Below are 25,429 nucleotides of genomic sequence, written 5' to 3' on the forward strand. Positions count from 1 at the left end.
CACTACGGTTGCGAAAGCCGACATTGGGAGTCGGTTTTTGAGGCTGACTGACAAAGCTGACATGCCGGGCGAATAGGGCACCCGGCCAAACGAAAACGATCTGTCGTGGAGGAAACCCCATGAACGAACGCTACGTTCGCCCCGCCCCTGACCGCATCGAAAAGGTGCGGGGTAGGAATGCCAAGCCGAAATACGGCTCGATGTTGATGGAGTTGGAACAACGCATCGCATTCGACGCTGCCGGCGCGGCGACCGTGGAAAAATCCCAGGAAAAAGCTCACCAGGATCAAGGGGATCACGGCTCCGCCGAGACCTCGCAGCACGACGGCGCCAGCGATGGCCATGATGCGCTGGTCGCTGCACTTGCCGAACACCAGGCCGCCTCGGCAGCACCCGAGACATCAGCCGTCGCACAGCCGCGTCAGGTGGTGGTGATCGATTCCTCCGTGCCCGATTACCAGGCGCTGGTCAAAGACCTGGGCGACAATTTCAAGATCATCGTGGTCGATCCGAACGAGAACGGTGTTCACGAACTCGCCGAGACGCTTTCGTCCATGCACGATGTCGAGGCGATCCACATCATCTCGCACGGCAAGGAAGGCTTCCTGCAACTCGGTTCCGCGTCGCTGACGGCAACGACGATGGCGACCGACTACGCCGCCGACCTGACGTCGATACGCGGCTCCTTGACCGACAATGCCGATATTCTCGTTTATGGCTGCAATTTCGCTGAGGGCGAAACGGGCACGAATGCCGTCAAGATGCTCGGCTACCTCACCGGCGCCGACGTCGCTGCCTCAACCGACCCGACCGGAAGTGCTGCCCTCGGCGGCAATTGGGATCTCGAATATCACGATGGCGATATCGCCTCCGACCTGATCGGCACAGACAAGAGCCATGCGGATTACGCCGATACGCTGAACATCGCCTCGTCGAACGGCAATGGGGCGCTACTGGTCTCGGCCGGGCGCTCGATCTACAGCGTCGACGTGCTGACCGGCAAGGCGACGATGATTACGACGGTGCCGGGAAGCGTCGGCGGCATCACCATGTCGGACACCATCAACTCGCTGGCGGCCGATCAGTCAAATGGCCTGATCTACTACACCGATAGCAACGCCGTTTCAGGCAACAGGGCTCTGTTTGCCTATGACTACATCAACAACACCCATATCCTGGTCGATTCCGATCTGACCACGGGTGCCGCGACCAATATTGTTACGGGCACGACCGGCGTCGGCGGCGGCGCCGCGACATTCTACAACGGCGGCCTCTATCTCGGCGTCGAGAACGTTTCCGGCAGCAACGACCAGATTTACCGCATCACCTTCACCAACAACGGCCGCACCATGGCCGGCGCGACGGCATTCGGCGCACAGATCACGGCTGCGAACGACTGGGGCGACTTCGCCATAGATGCGACCAACAACACGCTGCTTAGCATCACCACGCTTGGCATTACCCGCTACAATCTGACGACCGGCGCGATTATCGACAGCATCACCAATGCCACGGGCGGCACAGGTGCGCAAGGTGGCGGCGATATCAACGGCAACACCTATCTGATCGGCACCGATATCCGCCAGATCAATCCGGTCACGGGCGCCGCCATCGGATCGGCTGTCACGATCACGACCAACGGCACGACCGCGCTCACCGGCATTTCCGACGCCGCGCGCTGGACGCCGCCGACGGGAACGATCGGCGATAAGATCTTCGCCGACAACGATAAAAGCGGCACCTTCAACACCGGCGATGGCGGCATCGGCGGTGTCACGGTGCAGCTGATCGATGATGTCAACGGCGACGGCCTTGTCAGCACCGGCGAACGCATTCTGGCGACGGATACGACCGACGCCAACGGCAACTATCTCTTCACCGGCGTTCTCCCCGGCCAGTACATCGTGCGCGTCACCGACGCGAACGGTGTACTTGGTACGGCGACGCTTACCACCGGAAGCACGACCCAGCAGCTCGCTCTCGCCACGATCGGCGCCGCCAACCTCGCGGCCGACTTCGGCTATTATGCCCAGGCCCCCATCGTCGATCTCAATTCCGGCACGACGCCAACGCAGATCATCACCAATGGCGGCACGCCGGGCTCGACAGGCTGGACGGTCGGCGGCACGGGCGCCCAGGCCAATGGCGGCTTTGCCTGGACGCTGAACGGCGGAACCGGCACTCTCACACAAGCGAACGTGTCAGGCTGGACTGACGGTCTTGCGCCATCTGGTGCAGCGCAGCTGACGTTCGATGTGGGCTGGAGCAACGATCTGTTGCTCGGCATCTCAAACGACAACAACACGCCGGCGACCGTGGATGTCACCATCGGCGGCGTGCTCTATGCACGCATCACCACGGGTACACTGAACGGTACGCCGAACACTGCAACGATCACCTATTTCAACGGTGCGACCGGATCACCGTCCACGGTCGCCGCATCCGCCGCCGGCACCACGGCCTGGGGTCGCACCGCCGTCACCATCAACCTGCCCTCGACGGTGGTCGCCACGGGCGACCTCGTCTTCAGCTATTCCGCAGCCGGCGGCCTTCTGACGCCGAGCACGGATGATATCTTCATCGACAATGTCAGCGCCTTCCGCAATGTCGATACGGTTGCCGGCGTCAACTATACGACGACTTACACGGAAAACGGCGCCGGCGTGTCGATCGGCAGCGCCGCGACGGATGTGCGCGATCTCGACAGCACCAACATGCGCTCCGCCACCATCGTGCTGACCAACGCGCAGGCCGGCGATGTGCTGACCGTTGGCACCTTGCCGAGCGGCATCACTGGATCGGTCGACACGTCCGTTGCCGGGCAGGTCACCGTCACGCTGACGGGCTCGGCCACCAAGGCGAGCTATGCCACGGCGATCAAGGCCATCACCTTCTCCAACACCGGCGACAATCCAAGCACGACGCCGCGCGTCGTCAACGTCACCGTAAATGACGGCGACATGTCGTCGGCCGTCGCCACCTCGACCATCTCGGTCGTCGCCGTCAACGATGCGCCGGTCAATAATTTGCCCGCCAGCTGGACGACCAACGAAGACACCAGCTTGGCGCTGTCGGGCCTTTCGGTCACCGATCTCGACGCCGGCACCGGCTCGATGACGGTCACGCTGAGCGTCGCTTCAGGCACGATCACGGCAACAGCTGGTGGCAGCGTCGGCGTGTCGGGGTCCGGAACCGGCACCGTCGTGCTGACCGGCACGCTCGCCAATATCAATGCCTATCTCGCGTCTGCTTCAGCCCCAATCTACGTCCCCGTCGCCGATGCCAACGGCACCGTCATGCTGACCATGACGACCAACGACAACGGCAACACCGGCACGGGCGGCGCGCTCACGGATGTCGATACGCGCAACATCATCATCAACCCGGTCAACGACGCGCCCGTGCTCGATCTCGATGGCTCGACGACTGGAACCGGCTATTCGGTCGGTTACACGGAAAACGGCACCGGCGTCGCGATCTCGAATACCAACAGCAGCGTCATCGACGTCGACAATACCAACATGGCCTCGGCCGCGATCGTGATCACAAACGGCCAGGCCGGCGACCTGCTTACGGTCACCGGCACCCTGCCGGCGGGCATCGCCGCCAGCTACAACGCCACCACCTTCACCCTGACGCTGACGGGCTCGGCCACCAAGGCCAATTACGAGGCCGCACTGCGCCAGGTGCTCTACACCTCGAGCTCCGACAACCCGACGCTGAACGGCGCCGCCGCATCGCGCAACATCAGCGTCACCGTCAATGACGGCGCCGCCAATTCCAACACGGCCGTCACCGCCGTTGCGATCACCGCCGTCAACGACGCGCCTGTTAATACGCTGCCCGTGAGCTGGACGACAAACGAGGACACCAGCGTCGCGCTGACAGGCCTGTCGATCACCGATCCGGATGCCGGCACAGGCTCGATGACCGTCCGGCTGCAGGTGCCGACAGGCGTCTTGACCGCTACGGCCGGCGGCTCCGTCACCGTCTCAGGTTCTGGCACCGGCACGCTGGTGCTGACCGGCACGCTTGCCAATCTCAACGCCTACCTGGCATCGAGCGCGGCTCCCGTCTACGTGCCGGTGGCCGATGCGAATGGCAGCGTCACGGTGACGATGACGACGAACGACCTCGGCAATTTCGGCACCGGCGGCCCGCTGACCGATACCGATACCGCCGTGATCAACATAACCCCCGTCAACGATCCGCCGATCCTCGATCTGGACGCATCGGGCGCCGGCACCGGCTTTACCACGACCTACACCGAAAACGACCCCGGCGTTGCGATTGCCGATACCGATGGCGTGATCACCGACATCGACAGCGCCAACATGGCCTCGCTGTCGGCGGTCATCACCAATGGTCAGGCGGGCGACCTTCTGGCTGTCGCCGGCACGCTGCCCTCAGGCATCACCGCGAGCTACAATTCCACGACCTTCACCCTGACGCTTACGGGTTCGGCCCCGCGCGCGAGCTATGAGACCGCGCTGCAGCAGATCCGCTTCCTGTCGAGTTCGGAAAACCCATCCACCACGCCGCGCAGCATCAACGTCACGGTCAACGACGGCGCCGCCAATTCGAATGTCGCGGTCGCGACCGTCAACGTCATCGCCGTCAACGACGCGCCGGTGAATACGGTGCCGACGTCAGTCACGCTGAGCGAGGACGTGCAGACGGCGATCTCCGGCATTTCCGTCAGTGACGTCGACAGCGGCTCCGTCACGGTCACGCTGTCGGTCGCGAACGGCACGCTGTCGCCTTCGGTGATAGCGGGAACCGTCACCGGCAACGGCACGGCCTCGGTCACCGTCTCGGGCACGCTTGCGCAGGTCAACAGCGTGCTCGCTTCGCTGCGCTACACCGGCCGCGCCGATTACAATGGCTCGGATACGCTCGTCGTCTCCACGTCGGACGGTTCGCTGACGGACGCGGACAACGTCGCGATCACGGTCACCCCGGTTGCCGACATTACGCCGGATACGGTGGCGACGGCCGAAGACACGGCAATCACCTTCAACGTCATCACCGGCACCAATGGCGCCACGCCCGATACTTTCAAGGATCCCGGCCGCGCCGTCACGTCGGTCACGCAGCCGCCCACCGGGCAGGGCAGCGTCACCTTCGCCGCCGACGGAACGCTGGTCTATACGCCATCCGCGAACTTCAACGGGCAGACCACCTTCACCTATACTGTCACCGCGGGCGGGGTCACTGAGACGGCCACCGTCACGGTCAATGTCAGCGCTGTCAACGATGCGCCGGTCAACAGCCTGCCGGCATCCGGCTGGAGCACCAGCGAGGACACGTCCATCGCGCTCTCCGGGCTGTCGATTTCCGACGTCGATGCCGGCACCGGCACGATGACGGTGACGCTTGCTGTCTCCGGCGGCACGGTTTCGGCGATCTCGGGCGCCGGTGTCACCATTTCCGGATCGGGATCGGCGTCGCTGACCTTGTCGGGCACGCTTTCGGCGATCAACGCCTATCTGGCGTCGGCCGCCGCTCCGCAATTCAACCCGGCCGCCAATGCCAGCGGTTCGGTGACGCTGACGATGACGACCAACGATGGCGGCAATACCGGCTCCGGCGGTGCGCTTACCGATATCGACACGCGCACCATCACCATCGATCCCGTCAACGACGCGCCCGTCAACACGCTGCCGGCGGGCGGCTGGTCGGTCAACGAGGATACGGCGCTCGCGCTGACCGGGCTTGCGATCTCGGATGTCGATGCCGGTAGCGGCACGATGACCGTCGTGCTCGGCGTCAATTCCGGACAGCTGACCGCCGTGTCCGGATCGGGTGTCACGATCAGCGGCTCCGGCACCGCGTCGCTGACGCTGTCAGGCACGCTCGCCAGCATCAATGCCTACCTCGCCAGCACCGCGCGGCCGGTCTACACGCCCGTGGCCGATTTCAACGGCGCGGTGACGCTGACGATGACGACGAACGACGGCGGCAACACCGGGTCGGGCGGCGCGCTGACCGACGTGGATACGGCAACCATCACCGTCATCGCCGTCAACGACGCGCCGACGCTCGATCTCGACACATCCGCAGCCGGCACCGGCTACGCGACCAGCTACACGGAAAACGCCGCCGGCGTTGCCATCGTCAACACCGGCGTTCTCGTCGCCGACGTCGACAACACCAACATGGCATCGGCGACGATCGTGATCTCCAACGGGCAGGCGGGCGATGTGCTGTCGGTCACCGGCACGCTGCCATCTGGCATCACCGCCAGCTACAACGCCTCGACCTACACGCTAACCTTGACCGGCTCGGCAACAAAGGCCGCCTACCAAACGGCGCTCGGCCAGATCCGCTATGCGTCTACTTCCGACGATCCGGGTGCGGTCACCCGCTCGATCAACGTCACCGTATCCGACGGTGCGGCGGCGTCCAACACGGCTGTTGCGACGGTCGCGGTCACGCCCGTCAACGACCCACCCGTCAACACGCTGCCTGCGGGCGGCTGGACGATGAACGAGGACGGTACGCTGTCGCTGACCGGCCTCTCCGTGGCTGATCCCGATATCGGCTCGGGCACGGCGACCGTGACGCTGTCGGTCGGCTCCGGTGTGCTGACGGCCGCAAACGGCCCGGGCGTGACCGTCACCGGCTCGGGTACCGCAACGATCACCTTGTCTGGTACGCTCACGAGCATCAACGCCTATCTGGCAAGCACCGCTCGGCCGAACTATGCGCCGGTCGCCGATTTCAACGGAAGCGTCACGCTGACGATGACCAGCAGCGACGGCCAGCTGACCGACACCGACACGCAGACAATCGCGATAACCGCGGTCGCGGATATCGCCAACGATACAGCCACGACCAACGAGGACACGGCGGTCGTCATCGCCGTCGATGCGAACGACAGCTTCGAGAACGCCGGCCACACGATCACCGCGATCAACGGCTCGGCCATCGTTGCCAACGGCGTCGTCAACGTCACCAGCGGCACGGTCCGCCTCAACGCCGATGGCACGCTGACCTTCACGCCATCCGCCAACGTCAATGGCAGCACCAGCTTCACCTACACGGTCACCTCGGGTGGCGTGACCGAGACCGCGACCGTCAACGTGACCATCGTGCCGGTCAACGATGCGCCGGTGAATACCGTTCCGGGCGCCCAAACCGTTGCCGAGGATACGCCGCTGGCGGTTTCAGGCGTATCGGTCGCCGATGTCGATGGCGACGTGCTGACGACGACGGTCACCGTCACCAACGGCATCGCCAACGTGACGACGGGAACCGGTGCGACGATCGCCAACAACGGCACGTCATCGGTCCGGCTGTCCGGCACGGCCGCGCAGATCAACGCGGCGCTGGCGGGCCTCACCTACACGGCCACCGCCGACTATAACGGCGCGGCGCAGTTGACCGTCGTCACGACGGATGGCTCTTTGACCGACACCGATACGGTGGCGATAACAATCACGCCGGTCGCCGATATTGTCGCCGACAACCTGACGACCAATGAAGACACGGCCATCACCTTCAACGCCATCACCGGCACGAACGGCGCCTCGGCCGACAATTTCGAGAATGCGGGCAGGGCGATCACATCGGTCACGCAGCCCCCGGCCGGCCAGGGCACCGTCACCTTCGCCGCCGATGGCACGATCACCTACACGCCGGCAGCCAATTTCAACGGCACGACGAGCTTCACCTATACGGTCACATCAGGCGGCGTGACGGAGACCGCAACAGTCACCATCGTGGTCAACCCGGTCAACGACGCGCCCGTCAACACCGTGCCGACAGCACAGACGACGGCAGAAGACACCTCCATCGTCTTCTCGTCCTCCGCCGGCAATGCGATCGTCGTCTCCGATGTCGACAATGGAACGCTGACGGTCACCGTCACCGTCACCAACGGCTCCTTCTCGCTTTCAGGCACATCCGGCCTGTCCTTCAGCGCGGGCGACGGCACGGCCGATCAGACGATGACCTTCACCGGCACCACGGCGGCGATCAATACGGCGCTCGCGGGCGCAAGCTATGCGCCGGTTGCTGATTATAACGGCTCGGCTCAGATTTCGGTCCAGACCTCCGACGGTTCGCTCAGCGCCACCAGCACCATCCCGGTGACCATCACCCCGGTCGCCGACATCGCCAATGATTCCGTGTCGACGGATGAAGACGTGCCTGCCGTCATCTCGGTGCTCGCCAATGACAGCTTCGAGAACCCGGGTCGGGCGATCACCGCCGTCAACGGCACCGCGATCACCGCAGGCGGCGCGGCTGTCACCGTTGCCAACGGTACGGTGCGGTTGAATGCCTCCAGCCAGCTGATCTTCACGCCGACGCTCGACTACAATGGCGTGACGACCTTCACCTACACCGTCACCTCGGGCGGAGTGACTGAGACCGCGCAGGTCAGTGTCGCCGTCGCTTCGGTGAACACGCCACCCGTCAATACGCTGCCGCCTTCCTTCACCGCGATCGAGGATACGTCTCTCGGCCTCGCCGGCCTGCAGATCAGCGATCAGGACGCCGGCTCCGGCACGATGACGGTGACGCTGTCGGTCAATTCCGGTGTGCTCTCGGCGCTTGGCGCCGGCGGTGTCTCGGTGAGCGGCTCCGGTTCCCAGGCACTGACGCTGTCCGGCACTCTGACTGACATCAACGCCTATCTCGCTGGAGCAACGCGCCCGAGCTTTACACCATCAGCCAATTCCACCGCCAGCGTCACGCTGACGATGACCACCAACGACAACGGCAATACCGGCGGCCCGTCGCTCGTCGATATCGACACGGCAACGATCGCGATTACATCAGTCAACGACGCGCCAGCCGGCACGGACAATACCGTCACGATCAACGAGGACAGCGTCTACACCTTCTCGGCCGCGAGCTTCGGCTTTACCGATCCCAACGACAGCCCGGCCAACAGCCTTGCCGCCGTCGTCATCACCACCTTGCCGACCAACGGCGTACTCTCCCTCGGCGGCACCGCCGTCACGGCCGGCCAGGTGATCTCCGCCGCCAATCTCGGCAACCTCACCTTCACACCGGCAGCCAATGCCAACGGGACCGCGCTCGCCTCCTTCACCTTCCAGGTCCGCGACAACGGCGGCACGGCGAATGGCGGCCAGGATACCGACCAGAGCCCGAACAGCTTCACCTTCAATGTCACGGCCGTCAACGACGCGCCGGTCAACACGCTGCCGGCGAGCTTCGGCACCAACGAGGATACGGCGCTGTCGCTCGCCGGCCTGCAGGTCGCTGATGTCGATGCCGGCTCCGGCTCGATCACCGTGACGCTCCGCGTCAATTCCGGCACGCTCGCCGCCACCGGCGGCTCCGGCGTCACGGTCAGCGGCTCCGGATCGGGCACGCTGGTGCTGACCGGCACACTTTCCAACATCAACGGCTTCCTTGCCGCAGCTGGCACCCGGCCGGTGTTCAACCCCGCCGCCAACGCCAATGGCGCGGTAACGCTGACGATGGTGACCAACGACAATGGCAATACCGGCAGCGGCGGCGCCTTATCCGATACCGATACGGCGACAATCACCGTGGCCCCGGTCAATGATGCGCCTGTCGGTTCCGATACAGCGATCACGACCAACGAGGACACGGCCTTCTCCGGCACGCTGCCTGTTGCGACCGATGTCGATGGTGACAGCCTGACCTATGGCGCCGGATCGATCGCCCCATCGCACGGCACCGTCGTGGTCAATCCCAACGGCACCTACACCTACACCCCATCCGCCAATTTCAACGGCACCGACAGTTTCACTTACAGCGTCAGCGACGGCACGGTTACGGTGCAATATCTGGTCAGCGTCACCGTCAATTCGGTCAATGACGCGCCTGTTGGCGTCAACGATACCGCCCAGACCAATGCCGGCGTCAGCACGAGCCTCAACGTGCTCGCCAACGACACCGACGTCGACGGCGACGTGCTGCAGGTCTCGGCCATTAACGGCGTCGCCGGCAATGTCGGGCTTGCCATTACAGGTTCGAACGGCGGCACTTTCACGATCGGCGCCAATGGCGCGGCGGTGTTCAATCCGGGCACGACCTTCACCGATCTTCCGGCCGGCCAGAGCCGCACCTCCAGCGTCACCTACCAGCTGTCCGACGGCCATGGCGGCTTCTCGACGGCGACTGTCACGGTGACGGTCACTGGCGTCAACGATGCGCCAATCTCGACGCCGATCGCCAACCAGACCGGCAACGATGCGGAGACGGTGACGCTCAATGTCGGCGGCAATTTCAGCGATCCCGATACCGGCGACACGCTGACCTTCACCGCGACCGGCCTTCCTCCGGGCCTGACGATCAACGCCACCACCGGTGTCATCTCCGGCACCATCAACCGCAGCGCCAGCGTCAACGGTCCCTATGCCGTCACGGTGACGGCAACCGACAGCAGCGGGGCGACAGCGAACCGCAGCTTCACCTGGGCCGTTCTCAACCCGCCTCCGGTGGCCGCCGCCGACAATCTGGCGACGAACGAGAACTCTCCGCTCTCAGGCTCAGTCTTCGCCAACAATGGCAACGGTGTCGATTCCGATCCCGATGGCGACCCGATTTCCGTCTCCGCGGTCGGCGGCAGCGGCGCCGGTGTCGGCCAGGCCGTGGCCGGCTCGAACGGCGGGACGTTCACGATCAACGCCGATGGCACCTACGCCTTCAACCCCGGCACCGCCTTCGACGATCTCGCTGCCGGCGCAACGCGTGTCACCACCGTGACCTACACGATCACCGACGGTCAGGGCGGCTTCTCGACGGCAACCGTGACCGTCACGGTCACCGGCCTGAACGATGCGCCGGTCGCGGTGGCCGACAGCTTCACCACCAACGAGGACACCTCCGTCACCTTCGACGTGCGCTCTAATGACAGCGATGTCGACGGCGGTACGTTGAGCGTCACGGCGATCAATGGCACCGCCATCATTACCGGCGGCTCGGTTGCCGTCACCGGCGGCGTGGTCACGCTCAATGCGGATGGCCGACTGACCTTCACGCCCACGGCCGATTACAACGGCAGGCCGACCTTCACCTACACGATTTCCGACGGCCAGGGCGGCACGGCGAGCGCGACCGTCACCGGCACCGTCAATCCGGTGCAGGACCCGCCGGTTGCCGCCAACGACAGCTTCACCACCAACGAGGATACGGCGGTCACCTTCGATGTGCGCGCCAACGACAGCGACGTCGATGGCGACGCGCTTGCCGTGATCCAGATCAACGGCTCGAACATCGCGTCCGGCGGCTCGGTCGCCGTCACCGGCGGCAGCATTCGGCTGAACGCCGATGGCACGCTGACCTTTACGCCATCGGCCAACTACAACGGCAATCCGAGCTTCAGCTACACCATCTCTGACGGCCACGGCGGCACAGCGACGGCAACCGTCAACGGTACCGTCAACCCCGTCCAGGATCCGCCCGTCGCGCAGAACGACAGCTTCACGACGCCGGAGGACCAAGCCGTCACCATCGCCGTTCTTACCAATGACAGCGATCCGGATGGCGACGCGCTGACGATCACGCAGATCAACGGCACCGGCATCACCGTCGGTAATGCCGTGACGATCACTGGCGGCAGCGTCACGCTGAACGCCAACGGCACGCTGACCTTCACGTCGACGGCGAATTTCAACGGCAGCCCGAGCTTCACCTACACGGTCTCCGACGGCAATGGCGGCACCGCGACGGCAACCGTCAGCGGTACGGTAACGCCGGTCAACGATATACCCGTCGCTGTCGCCGACAGCTTTACGACGGCAGAGGATACGGCCGTCACCTTCGATGTGCTTGGCAATGACAGCGATGTCGATGGCGACACGCTCACCGTGACCGCCATCAATGGCGCCAATATCGCGACCGGTGGGGTGGTAACCGTTACCGGCGGCACGGTGCGGCTGAACGCCAACGGCACGCTGACCTTCACGCCGACAGCGAATTTCAACGGCAGCCCGAGCTTCACCTACACCATCTCCGACGGCAATGGCGGCACCGCGACGGCTACCGTCAGCGGCAGCGTGACGCCGGTGAACGACGCGCCGGTTGCCGTCAACGACAGCTTCACCACGCTTGAAGATACAGCCGTGACCTTCGATGTCCGCGGCAACGACAGCGACGTGGATGGCGATGCGCTCAATGTGACCGCGATCAACGGCACCGCGATTGCGTCCGGCGGGTCCGTGGCGATCACCGGCGGCAGCGTCAGGCTCAATGCGAATGGCACGCTGACCTTTACGCCGGCTGCCAACTACAACGGCACCCCATCCTTCACCTACACCATTTCAGACGGCAATGGCGGCACCGCGACGGCCACCGTCAGCGGGACCGTCACGCCGGTCAACGACGCGCCCGTCGCCTCTGATACCACCGTCTCCGTAGATGAAGATGGCGTTATCTCGAGCACCCTGCCCACCGCGACCGATGTGGACGGCGATGCGATCACCTATGCCGCCGGCAGCACGACGCCGGCCCACGGCACCGTTGTCGTCAATCCAAATGGCACATACAGCTATACGCCATCGGCCAATTTCAACGGGACCGACCGGTTCACCTATGTCGTCAGCGATGGCAAGGGTGGCAGCAACGAGTATACGGTCACGGTCAATGTCGCGAGCGTCAACGATGTGCCGGTCGGTACTCCGCTTCCGGCCCGCTCGGGCGCCGATGGCGCAGCCGTCACCTTCGATGTCTCCGGCTTCTTTACGGATGCCGACAACGACACGCTGACCTATTCCGCAAGCGGCCTGCCGGTCGGCCTGTCCATCAACGCGGCCGGCGTGGTGACCGGAACGATCGATCGCCAGGCGAGCGTCGGCGGACCAACGGGCAATGGCGTCTACACGGTGACCATCAGCGTCAATGACGGCCATGGTGGCACGGCCAGCCAGAGCTTCTCCTTCTCGGTCAGCAACCCGCCGCCGGTCGCCGTCAACGATGCGGTCACCGCGACGGAGGATACGCCGCTCACCTTCAACGTGCTCGACGGCTCGGCGAGCGGCGGCGTGCCGGATAGCGATCCCGATGGAGATCCGCTGACGGTCACGGCGGCCAGCGCCGCCAACGGCACGGTGACGCTTGGCTCCGGCGGCCAGATCACCTATCAGCCGAACGCCAACTTCAACGGCACCGATACGATCACCTACACGATCTCCGACGGAAACGGCGGAACGGCGACCGCGACGGTCACCGTCACCGTGCTCGCGGTCAACGACGCACCCGTCGGCCAGCCAATCGCCGACCGCACGAGGAACGACGGCGATACGGACAGCCTCAATATCTCCGCCTTCTTCTCGGATGCCGATGGCGATCCGCTGACGTATGCCGCGAGCGGCCTGCCTGCGGGGCTCACCATCGATCCGGCCACCGGCCTGGTCTCCGGCCGCATCGCGCCGGAAGCTTCGGGTCCGACAGGCGAGGCTGTCTATACGGTGACGGTGACGGCATCGGACGGCAAGGGCGGCACGACCTCGGTCACCTTCCACTACACCATCCTCAACCTGCCGCCGATCGCGCGCGACGATTTCGCGACCACCAACGAGGACACGCCCGTCGATATCGACGTGCTCGCCAATGATGGCGATCCGGATGGCGACAATGACGAGGTCATCCGCGTCAACAATGTGGTGCTGCAGCTGAACGGCCCGGCAGTCGCGACGACGAACGGCACGGTTCAACTGGTCGCCGGCCCGACCGATCGGCCGGTGCTGCGCTTCACGCCGAACGCGAACTATAACGGTCAGGAAAGCTTCAGCTACTCGATCGACGACGGCAATGGCGGCGTCGATACCGCGACGGTGACGATCACGATCATCCCGCAGAACGACGCGCCCGAGGGGACCAAGCCGATACCGGATCGCGTGCGGGCCGATGGGCAGCAGCTGATCTATCGCGTCTCGGATTTCTTCGACGATCCAGATGGCGATACGCTGAACTACACGATCACGGGGCTGCCGGCCGGTCTGAGCTTCGACGCGGCAACCGGTCTCATCTTCGGCACGATCGAACATGACGCCAGCCAGGGCGGCGCCGCGGGCTTCTACCAGATCACGGTCACGGCGCATGACGGGCCAAATGGCACTGGCGCGTCCGTGTCCCAGACCTTCGAGCTCCAGGTGACCAATCCGGGCCCGACTGCTGTCAACGACAATCTCGCGATCAACGAGGATCAGTCCGCGACGTTCAACGTCATCACCGGCGCGGGAACGGCAAGCGGCACCGCCGGAGCGGACACCGATCCGGATGGCGATACATTGAGCCTGATTGCCGCCTCCGCCGGGCACGGGACGCTGACCTTTGCGGCGAACGGTTCGATCACCTATGTCCCGGCTGCCGATTTCAACGGCACCGACACGATCATCTACACCATCTCCGATGGGCAGGGCGGCGTTTCGACGGCGACTGTTACTATCACGATCAATGCCGTCAACGACGCGCCCGATGTCAGCGGCCCGCTTCCGGCTCAGATGGACAGCGACGGCCAGACCGTCTCCTTTGATGCCGGCATCTATTTCTCCGATCGCGATGGCGATACGCTGAGCTATGCCGCGACCGATCTCCCGCCCGGCCTGCAGATCGACGCCGCGACCGGCGTGATCTCGGGGTCACTTCCAAACAACGCGTCGCGCCCCGAGCCCTATGTTGCAACGATCAACGTAGCGGACGGGCAGGGCGGCACGATCTCGCGCACGATCACCTGGATAATCAGCAACTTCCCGCCCAAGGCGTTCAGCGATTCTCTGTCGGTCGGGCAAAACGCCAGCGGTGGCGGCAATGCGCTGACCAATGATACCGACCCCGATGGCGACGCCCTGACCATCGACCGGATCAACGGCCAGGCGGCAAGCGTCGGCCAGGCGGTCGCCGGTTCGAACGGCGGTACCTTCATTGTCAGCGCCACGGGGGTCTATACCTTCAATCCGGGCACGGATTTCGCCGATCTTGGCGCCGGCGAGACCCGCACGACGTCGGTCACCTACCGCGTGACGGATGCCGATGGCGAAAGCGATACGGCGACGATCACCGTCACGGTCACCGGCGTGAACGACAATCCGACGGCAACGCCCATTCCCGCGGTGACACTCGCTGATGGCCAGTCGCTCGATGGAAAGCCGATCGACGTCAGCGATTTCTTCAGCGACGTCGATGGCGATACGCTGACCTTTACGGCATCCGGCCTGCCGGCAGGCCTGTCGATGGACGCGAATGGCGTTATCACCGGCACGATCGCCGCCGACGCATCAAAGGGCGGCCCGATCTATACGGTGGCAGTGGTGGCGAACGATGGCCAGGGCGGCACGTTCAGGACAACCTTCAACCTCACCGTCACTAATCCGGCTCCGACCGCCGTCAACGATACGGCGACCACCACCGAGGACGTGCCCCTTCTCAACATCAACGTGCTTGGAAACGATACCGACCCTGATGGCGACGTGCTGACGATCGATCCCGATTTCCCGCCGCAGGCCGGCCACGGCACGGTGACCGTCAACAGCGACGGAACGTTGAACTATACGCCCGCAAAAGATTTCAACGGCATCGACACGGTGGTCTACCGCGTGACCGACGGCCAGGGAGGCCTCAGCACCGGCGTGCTGACGATCACGGTGGGCGCCCAGAATGACGCGCCGATCGAAACTCCGATCGCCGACATGGAGCGCAATGACGGCGACACGATCAGCTTCGACATTTCGAGCTATTTCGCCGATCCCGAGGGCGGGGTGCTGACATATGACGTTCAAGGCTTGCCACCAGGCCTTACCTTCGATCCCGAAACCGGCATCATCAGCGGCCGGATCAGCGCCGGCGCATCCGGCCCCATGGGCCTCTCCAATTACGTGGTCAAGGTCATCGCTACCGACGACGGCGGCCTCACCGCCGAATCCGATTTCACCTATGTCATCCGCAACATCGCGCCCGACGCGATGAACGACACGGCAAGGACGCAGGAGGACCAGCCTGTCGATATCGATGTGCTCGCCAACGATGTCGATACCGACGGCGATGCCAAGAGCATCGTTCTCGTCAACGGCGTCAACCTGAGTGTCGATGGCGCGGCCGTGCCGATCTCCAACGGCTCGGTGCAGCTCGTGCTTGTTAACGGCGCGCAGGTGCTGCGCTTCACGCCTGCCGCCAACTACGCTGGAACCGCTTCCTTCACCTACACGATCAACGATGGCAATGGCGGCAGCGACACGGCGACGGTGACGGTCACGGTCGATCCCGTCAACGATGCGCCCGTGGCGACCCCGATCCCCGATCGCGCGCAGGCCGATGGCTCTGCCGTCAGCTTCGATGTCAGAGGCTTCTTCAGCGATGTCGATGGCGACACGCTGGCGATCTCTGTCAACGGCCTGCCGCCCGGCCTCGGCTTCGACCCCGCGACCGGTCTCATCAGCGGCACGCTGGATGCCAATGCATCGGCCGGCAGCCCATACACTGTCGTGGTATCCGCCGACGATGGCCATGGCGGCCAGGTCTCGACGCAGTTCGTCTTCTCCGTCAGCAACCCGGCGCCGATCGCCGCCAATGACGCGGTCGCGACCAATGAAGATACAGCCGTTACCTTCAACCCGATTACCGGCGTCGGCACGGCCGGCGGTGGTGTGGATGTCGATCCCGACGGTGATCCGCTGACGATCGTTGCGATCGACGGCCAGCCGATTGCCACCAATGGCACGGTTGCCGTTGCGGGCGGCATCATCCGTCTCAACGGCGATGGATCGCTGACCTTCACGCCAACGGCCGATTTCAACGGCACGGTCCCTCTGACCTACCGCATCAGTGACGGCAATGGCGGATTTGCGGAAGCATCGATCGTCATTACCGTCGCGGCGGTCAACGATGTCGGCGTCGTCGATCTCAACGGCGCCGGCGCCGGCGTCGATCTCACCGTCTCGTTCAACGAGGGCGATGCACCGGTCGCGATCGCCAGCGGCGATGCAACCGTGTTCGATGTCGAGAACGGCATCACGTCGCTGAACGTCGCGCTTGGCGGCTTTGCCAATGCCGGCTCCGAGATCATCCACCTGAACGGCTCCGTCGATATCGTCTACGGTACGGCCAACACCGGCACGATCATCTTCGGCGGCACGACCTTCCGCTTCAGCTATGACGGCGCTAATGCGCTCTCCATCACCAATGCGGCCGGCGGCACGATGGGCAACGCGGCGACGAGCGCCCTGCTGCGCGCCATTCAATATGAAAACAGAAGCGACAACCCGACTACGGGCGACCGCACCGTCTCGATCACGGTGACCGACGATGGCGGCGCGACCTCGGCCGCGGCGGTCGCGACGATCTCGATCGGTGCCGTCAACGACGCGCCTGTCGCCGTCGATGACACGGCGACCACGGATGAAGACACCGCCATTGTCGGCGCCGTGCCCGGTGTGCTGGGCAACGATACCGACGCTGACGGCGACGCGCTCGTCGTCTCGGCCGTCGGTACCGGCGCGCCCGGCGCGGCGGTCGCCGGCTCGACGGGCGGCAGCTTCGTGATCAACACCGACGGCAGCTATCGCTTCGATCCCGGCGCCGATTTCCAGAGCCTCAAGGCCGGCGAAACACGGGTTACCTCGGTGACGTACGCGGTATCGGACGGCCATGGCGGCACGGCGGACGCCACGCTGTCGGTCACCGTCGTCGGCGTCAACGACGCGCCGATCGGAAGTGACGGGAACTTCCAGACCGCCGAGGATACGGTTGCGACCGGCTCCCTGCCCATCGCGACAGATCCCGATGGCGATGCGCTGACCTATGCCATCGCCACGCCGCCCGCCAATGGCGTCGTCACGATCAGCGCCGACGGCAGCTATCGTTACACGCCGCCAGCCAATTTCAACGGCAGCGACAGCTTCATCTATAGCGTTTCCGATGGTCGCTCGACGGTCACCTACACCATGACTGTCACCGTCACGCCGGTCGATGACGCACCCGTGGGTACGCCGATCGCCAACCAGGCCTATCAGGATGCGCAGACCATCAGCTTCGATGTCTCGGGCAACTTCAGTGATATCGATACGCCCAGCCTGACCTTCACCGCGACGGGCCTGCCGACAGGTCTCTCGATCTCGTCGCAGGGCGTCATCACCGGGACGGTCGACCGCGACGCGTCGCAGCTCAATGGCGGCGCTTACTTGGTCACGGTATTTGCCAGCGACGGCACGAGCTCGGCGAACCAGACCTTCATCATCGCGGTCACCAACCCGGCGCCCATCGCCCGCGACGACGCCGCCAGCACCGGCGAGAACACTGATAACGCCGGCTCGGTCTTCGCCGACAATGGCAATGGCGCGGACAGCGATCCGGATGGCGACACGATCGTGGTCAGCGCCGTCAACGGCGTTGCCGGAAATGTTGGTGCGTCGATCGCAGGCTCGGCGGGCGGGCGGTTCGTGATCGGCACCGATGGCAGCTACACATTCGTGCCGGGCACCGACTTCGACAATCTGAAGGCCGGCGAACAACGCACCACCAGCATCACTTACACCATCTCCGACGGCCAGGGCGGTACTTCGACCGCGACCTTCACGGTGACGGTATCGGGCGCCAACGATCTCCCCGTCGGTTCCGACGTCGCGGTCACGACGCCCGAGGACACGGCCCTCAGCGGCCGGTTGCCGGCGGCGACCGATGTCGATGGCGATCCGCTGACCTATGGCGTCGGCAGCCAGCCGGCGCATGGCAGCGTCACGATCGACCCGACCGGCGCCTACGTCTACACGCCGGCCGCGGACTTCAACGGCGCCGACAGCTTCACCTATACGATCTCGGATGGCACCGCCGTCGTCACGCATACGGTGACCGTGACAGTCAACCCGGTCAACGATGCGCCGGTTCTGCAGGATGTCGCGGTGTCGATGAATGAAGACGGCACGGCGACGGGCCAGATCGTTGCAACCGATATCGATGACGCGCCGGCGACGCTGGTCTATGGTCTTCAGACCGCAGCCGCGAGCGGGACCGCTGTCGTCAACCCCGACGGCACCTACAGCTACACCCCCAATCCAAACTTCAACGGCACAGACAGCTTTGTCGTGGTCGTCACGGACTCGAGCGGCGCCACCGCCACGGCAACGATTACGATCACGGTCGGCGCGGTCAACGATCCGCCTGTTGCCGTCGATGATGCCGCCGCGACCACCGAGAACACCGCGATTTCAGGCAATGTGATCGTCGGCGGGCCGGGTGCAGACAGCGATCCGGATGGCGACACGCTGACCGTTGTCGGCGTCGGTGCGGCCACCGGCAATGTCGGGGTCGCAACCCCCGGCCAGGGCGGCGGGAGCTTCCTGATCGCCGCCGACGGCTCCTATACGTTCGACCCAGGCACGGACCTCGACGGCCTTGCCGCCGGTGCGACCGCGACGACATCGGTGAGCTACACGATCTCCGATGGCCATGGCGGCACCTCCACCGCGACGCTGACGGTTACCGTCACCGGCCTCAACGACGCGCCGAATGCGCCGGCCTTGCCACCACAGGCAAGCCTCGATGGTGCCGTGATCGTGCTGCCTGTTGGTGCTCAGTTCACCGATGTCGATGGCGATCCGCTGACCTTCGATATCACCGGCCTGCCGCCGGGTCTCGTCTACAACACCCAGACCGGCGAAATCACCGGCAACATCCTCCCGAACGCCTCCGGCGCGACCGGCAGCGCGGTCTACAACGTCACGATCACGGCGAGAGACGGCCTCGGCGGCGAAGCCGTTCGCAGCTTCGCCTGGACGGTGACCAACCCGGTGCCGGATGCGGTCAACGATGCCTTCACGATGAACGAAGGCGGCCAGTTGAGCGGTTCGGTTCTCGTCGCCAACGGCAATGGCCCCGACACCGATCCCGATAATGATCCGCTCACTGTTTCCCTGGTGACGAATGCCGCGCATGGCGCTCTCGTACTCAATGCCGATGGCACCTTCACCTACACGCCGACCGCAGGGTTCAACGGCACCGACAGTTTCGTCTATCGCATCGATGACGGAAATGGCGGTACCGACACGGCGACGGTGACGATCACCATCAATCCGGTCAATGATGCGCCTGTTGTTGTCAACGACAACTTCACCGTCGCCGAGGACGGCCAGGTGGTCATTCCGGTCCTAGCGAACGACAGCGATCCCGATGGCGATACGCTGACGATAACGGAGATCAACGGTCAGTCGATCGGTGTCGGTGGCAGCGTTGCGCTCGCGTCAGGAACGGTAACCCTGAATTCCGATGGTACGCTGACTTTCGCGGCGGCGCCCGATTTCGCTGGCAATGCCAGCTTCACCTACACGGTCTCCGACGGAACCCTGAGCGTGCAAGGCACGGTCAGCGGCACGGTGACAGGCGTCAACGACGCGCCTGTTAACAGCCTGCCGCCGACCTTCAACGGCACCGAGGATACGGCGCTGCCGCTTGCCGGCCTGTCGATCTCTGATGTCGATGCCGGATCGGGCACCATGACGGTGACGCTCTCGGTCGATGCCGGCACGCTGACGGCTACCGCCGGCGGCAATGTGGCCGTGACCGGCAACGGTTCGGGCGCGATCACGCTCACCGGCACGCTCGGCGATATCAACGCCTACCTCGCCGGTGCATCGGCCCCGGTCTATCATCCGCTCCTGAATTCGAATGCGCCGGTGACGTTGACCATGGTCACCAGCGACGGCGGCAATAGCGGCGCCGGCGGCGTCCAGACCGATACAGACCGGGCAACGATCATTCTCGCGCCAGTCAATGATGCGCCTGTCGCGACCGGCTCGATGATCCAGACGCGCGAAGATGTGCCGGTGTCGGGCGTGGTGGCCGCCACCGATCCGGATGGCGACCCGCTGACCTACGCGGTGGCAACTGGCCCGCGCAACGGCGCCGTCGTCATCGATGCAGCGGGCCGCTACCTCTACTCGCCCAACACCGATTTCAACGGCACCGACAGTTTCGACATCAGCGTCAGCGACGGACAGGGCGGTGTCACGACCGTCACGATCGCGGTGACCGTAACGCCTGTTAACGACGCGCCCGTCGGTTCGGATGCGACGGCGACGGTGGCCGAGGACCAGACGCTGAACGGACAGCTGCCTGTTGCGACCGACGTGGACAGCCCCAGTCTGACCTACGGGCTTGGCGGGCAGGCGGCGCACGGCACGGTGACGGTCAACTCCGACGGCACCTACAGCTACGTGCCGGCCGCAAATTATAATGGTCCCGACAGCTTCACCTACACCGTCTCCGACGGCCAGGCGACGTCGACCTACACGATCTCGATCACCGTGACCGCGGTCAACGATGCGCCTATGAGCTCGGGAACCTCGATCTCCACCGAGGAGGACGAAACGGTCACCGGTCAGCTGCCGCCGGCCACCGACGCCGACGGCGACCCGATCACCTACGGGCTCGCCGCCCAGGCCTCCAATGGCACCGTGGTCATCAACTCCGACGGCAGCTACAGCTATACGCCGACACCCGGCTATAACGGCTCCGATAGCTTCAGCTTCAGCGTCTCGGATGGCAGGGATTCCACGACCTACGTGGTCAATGTCACCGTAGGCGCGGTCAACGATCCGCCGAGCGGCTCCAACGCCGCGATCACCGTTGCCGAAGACGGTCTGGCCAGCGGAACGCTGCCGCTCGCGACTGATCCGGACGGTGACGCGATCACCTATGGGTTGGGTGCGCCAGCCGCGCACGGCACGGTCACCGTCAATACCGACGGCACCTACACCTATCGGCCGAACGCCAACTACAACGGCACCGACAGCTTCACCTACACCGTCTCCGACGGCATCGATCAATCGACCTACACGGTCTCGATCACCGTGACGCCGGTCAACGACGCACCGGTCGGATCGAACACCGCGATCACCGTCTCCGAGGACGTGCCCTTCGACGGTGTGTTGCCGGCCGCCAGCGATGTGGACGGCGATCCGGTTCGCTATGTCGTCGGCACGCAGCCCATGCATGGCTCGGTGACCGTCAATCCCGACGGAACCTACCGATACGTGCCGGCAGCCGATTATAACGGCGCCGACAGCTTCACCTATCAGGTGACCGATGGCCAGGCGGTCTCGACCTACACGGTCGCGATCACGGTGACTGCGGTCAACGACGCGCCGGTTGGCAGCAACGTTTCGATCTCTGTCGATGAAGACGGCTCCGCGTCGGGAACGCTGCCGCGCGCCGTCGATGTCGATGGCGATCCGCTGACCTATCTGCTGCAGAACGGTCCGAGCCACGGCGTGGCCACCGTGCAGTCCGACGGCCGCTACACCTACGTCCCCGCCGCCAATTTCTCTGGGACTGATACTTTCACCTACGCGGTGTCCGATGGCACTGTGCTGTCCGTCTACACCGTGACGGTGAATGTCGGTGCCGAAAACGATGCGCCGACGGGCTCGGATCTGGCAATCAGCATCTCCGAGGATACGAGCTTTACCGGCTCGCTTCCATCAGCCTCCGACGCGGATGGCGACACCATCGTCTACGGCCTTGGCACGCCGGCCGCCCATGGTGCCGTCACGGTCAATCCCGACGGCACCTTCAGCTACGTGCCGCAGGCGAATTATGCCGGGCCGGACCAGTTCACCTACACCTTGTTCGATGGAACCGTGACGGTGACCTATACCGTGACAATCGACGTCCAGGGTGTGAACGACGCGCCGGTCGGCGCCGACACGGCCATCTCGCTTGCCGAGGATACGGCCTTCTCAGGCCAGCTTCCGCCGGCCGTCGATCCCGATGGCGATGCGGTCACCTACGCTCTCGCCGGCGCGGCAAGCCACGGGACCGTCAGCATCAATGCCAACGGGACCTACAGCTACACCCCCGACAACAACTTCAACGGCACCGACAGCTTCAGCTATTCCGTCAGCGACGGAACAGCGACCAACGTCTACCGCGTCTCGGTGACCGTCAGCGCCGTCAACGATGCGCCGATCGGCTCCGATACGTCGATCTCGGCGCAGCAGGGCACGATCGCGACTGGCAATCTGCCGCCGGCTTACGATATCGAGGGAAGCCCGGTCGCCTATGGACTGGGCGCGCAGGCCGCGCACGGCACCGTGGTGATCGGAGCAAACGGCAGCTACTCCTACCAGCCCAACAGCGGCTTCAGTGGAAACGATCAGTTCACCTACACCGTCTCCGACGGAACGGCGGTGTCGATCTACACCGTCACCGTCTCCGTCGGCGCCGTCAACAGCGCGCCCGCCGGCCAGGACACGACGCTGACCGTTTCCGAGGATACGCCGTTTACCGGCCAGTTGCCGGCCGCGACCGACGCGGATGGCGACGCGCTGACCTACGGCCTTGCCGCGGGACCGGCGCATGGTGTTGTGACCGTTTCGGCGAACGGGCAATATTCCTTCACGCCAGATCGCAATTTCAACGGCACCGATCAGTTCAGCTACTCGGTCAGCGATGGCCGGGCGACGGTGGTCTACCGCGTGTTCGTTACGGTCACGCCAGTCAACGACGCACCGGTCGGATCGGATACCGCCATCTCGCTCGCCGAGGACACGAGCTTCACCGGACGGTTGCCGACGGCCTCCGATGCCGATGGCGATGCCATCACCTATGGCCTGGCGACTGCTGCCGGTCACGGCACGGTCAGCATCAATGCCGATGGGACCTACAGCTACACACCCAACGGTAATTTCAACGGCACCGACAGCTTCAGCTACTCGGTGAGCGACGGCACGGTCACCAACGTCTATCGCGTCACCGTCACCGTCACCGCCGTCAACGATGCGCCTGTCGGGTCGGATACGTCGATCTCGGTGCAGGAGGGAACGGTCACGACCGGCACCCTGCCGCCGGCCTTTGATGTCGAGGGCGCGCCGGTCACCTATGGTCTCGGCGCCAATCCCGTCCACGGCACGGTCACGATCGACCCGAACGGCAACTACAGCTACGAGCCCGACGCTGGCTTCAGCGGCAGCGATCAGTTCACCTATACGGTGTCCGATGGCACGGCGACGTCGGTTTATACCGTGACGGTCTCCGTCGGCGCGGTGAATGGCGCACCCGTCGGCAGTGACACGACGCTGACCATTGCCGAGGATACGACGTTTACCGGCAGGCTCCCCGTCGCCACCGATCCCGATGGCGATCCGCTGAGCTACGCGGTTGCCGCCGGGCCCGCCCACGGCGTCGTCACGATTGCCGCGGACGGTCGCTATGTCTTCACGCCGAACGGCAATTTCAACGGCACGGACCAGTTCAGCTACTCCGTGAGCGATGGTCGGGCGACCGTCGTCTACCGCGTGTTCGTCACGGTCACCCCGGTCAACGACGCGCCGGTCGGGTCCGGCACGGCGATCGCGGTCGGACGCGACCAGACCGTCACGGGCACCTTGCCGCCGGCCTTCGATGTCGAGGGATCGCCGATCACCTACCAGCTCGGATCGGCCGCAGCCCACGGCGTCGTCGCCGTCAACCCGGATGGCAGCTACAGCTACACGCCGGCGGCCGGCTATGAAGGTGGCGACAGCTTCACCTTCACGGTCTCCGACGGCGACGCGACATCGACCTACACGGTCACCATTGCCGTTGGCGCTGCAGTGCCGCCCACGGAGCCGCCGACCGAGCCGCCGGAAACACCGCTAGGCGAACGTCCGCCGCTCGAAAGGGATCCGCCGGTCGTGTTCCCGGTCGATCCGAACGATCCCGGCGCGCCTGACTTCGGCGACCGCCCGGAGGAGATTGGCGGGGCATCGAAGGAAATCATGGACGATCTCGGTGCGATATCGGATGATATCACGGTGGATGGCCCGATCGACGCCGTCGTCAACGCCGCGCAGCCTCTGAACGGCATCGGTTCGCTGCCGCGCCACGGCGCGGTGCTGCATGCCGTGCGCCAGATTTCCGAATGGATCGAAAGCGGGCGCCGTCTTGACGATATCCACATCGGCTTCTTCAAGGGAGGATCGAATATTCACATTGCCGGATCGGGTGACGACAGTACCTGGTTCACGGTCGATACGATCTTCAACGAGAACTTCCTCTACATCCTGCCTGCCTATGGCAGCCAGACGGACAAGACGACCTTCAGCGTGACGCTGTCCGACGGCCGCGCGCTGCCGGACTGGATGACGGTGACGCATGGTGGCATGATCATCGGCCGACCGCCCGTCGGCGCCGTCTCGATCGATATCCGCGTATGGGGCACCTCGCGCGACGGTACGGTGAGCGACACGCTGAGGATCGACCTGCAGACGGGAACGGTGCTCGACCATGTCAGGGACCGGCGCGCCGATCTCGGGCCAGGGGCGCTGTTCTCCAGCCAAATGTTGGCCGAGGCGAACATAAGCGGTGGGCAAGGCGACCGGCTCTGGAGCGCCCTGCGCGGGCAATGATACCGACTGCGGCGACGCTGCGCCGTGTCTTCAGGCGCTCTAGCGGCGGCAGGATGAGCTTGCCCGCGAGGCGAGAAGCTGCCGCTGCGGATTAAAGGGACGGAAAGAAA

The 25,429-nt window shown here is 64.7% G+C and carries 1 protein-coding gene; it reads left to right on the top strand.

Going from position 1 to position 25,429, the window contains the following annotated elements; translation table 11 throughout:
• Positions 1-119: 119 nt before the first annotated feature.
• A complete protein-coding gene (locus tag ACVTFQ_RS20010) occupies positions 120-25,319 on the top strand; it encodes an Ig-like domain-containing protein (RefSeq protein WP_470423986.1) in 25,200 nt (8,399 codons plus the stop codon).
• Positions 25,320-25,429: the final 110 nt, after the last annotated feature.

The sequence above is a fragment of the Rhizobium sp. O111 genome (assembly GCF_055616315.1).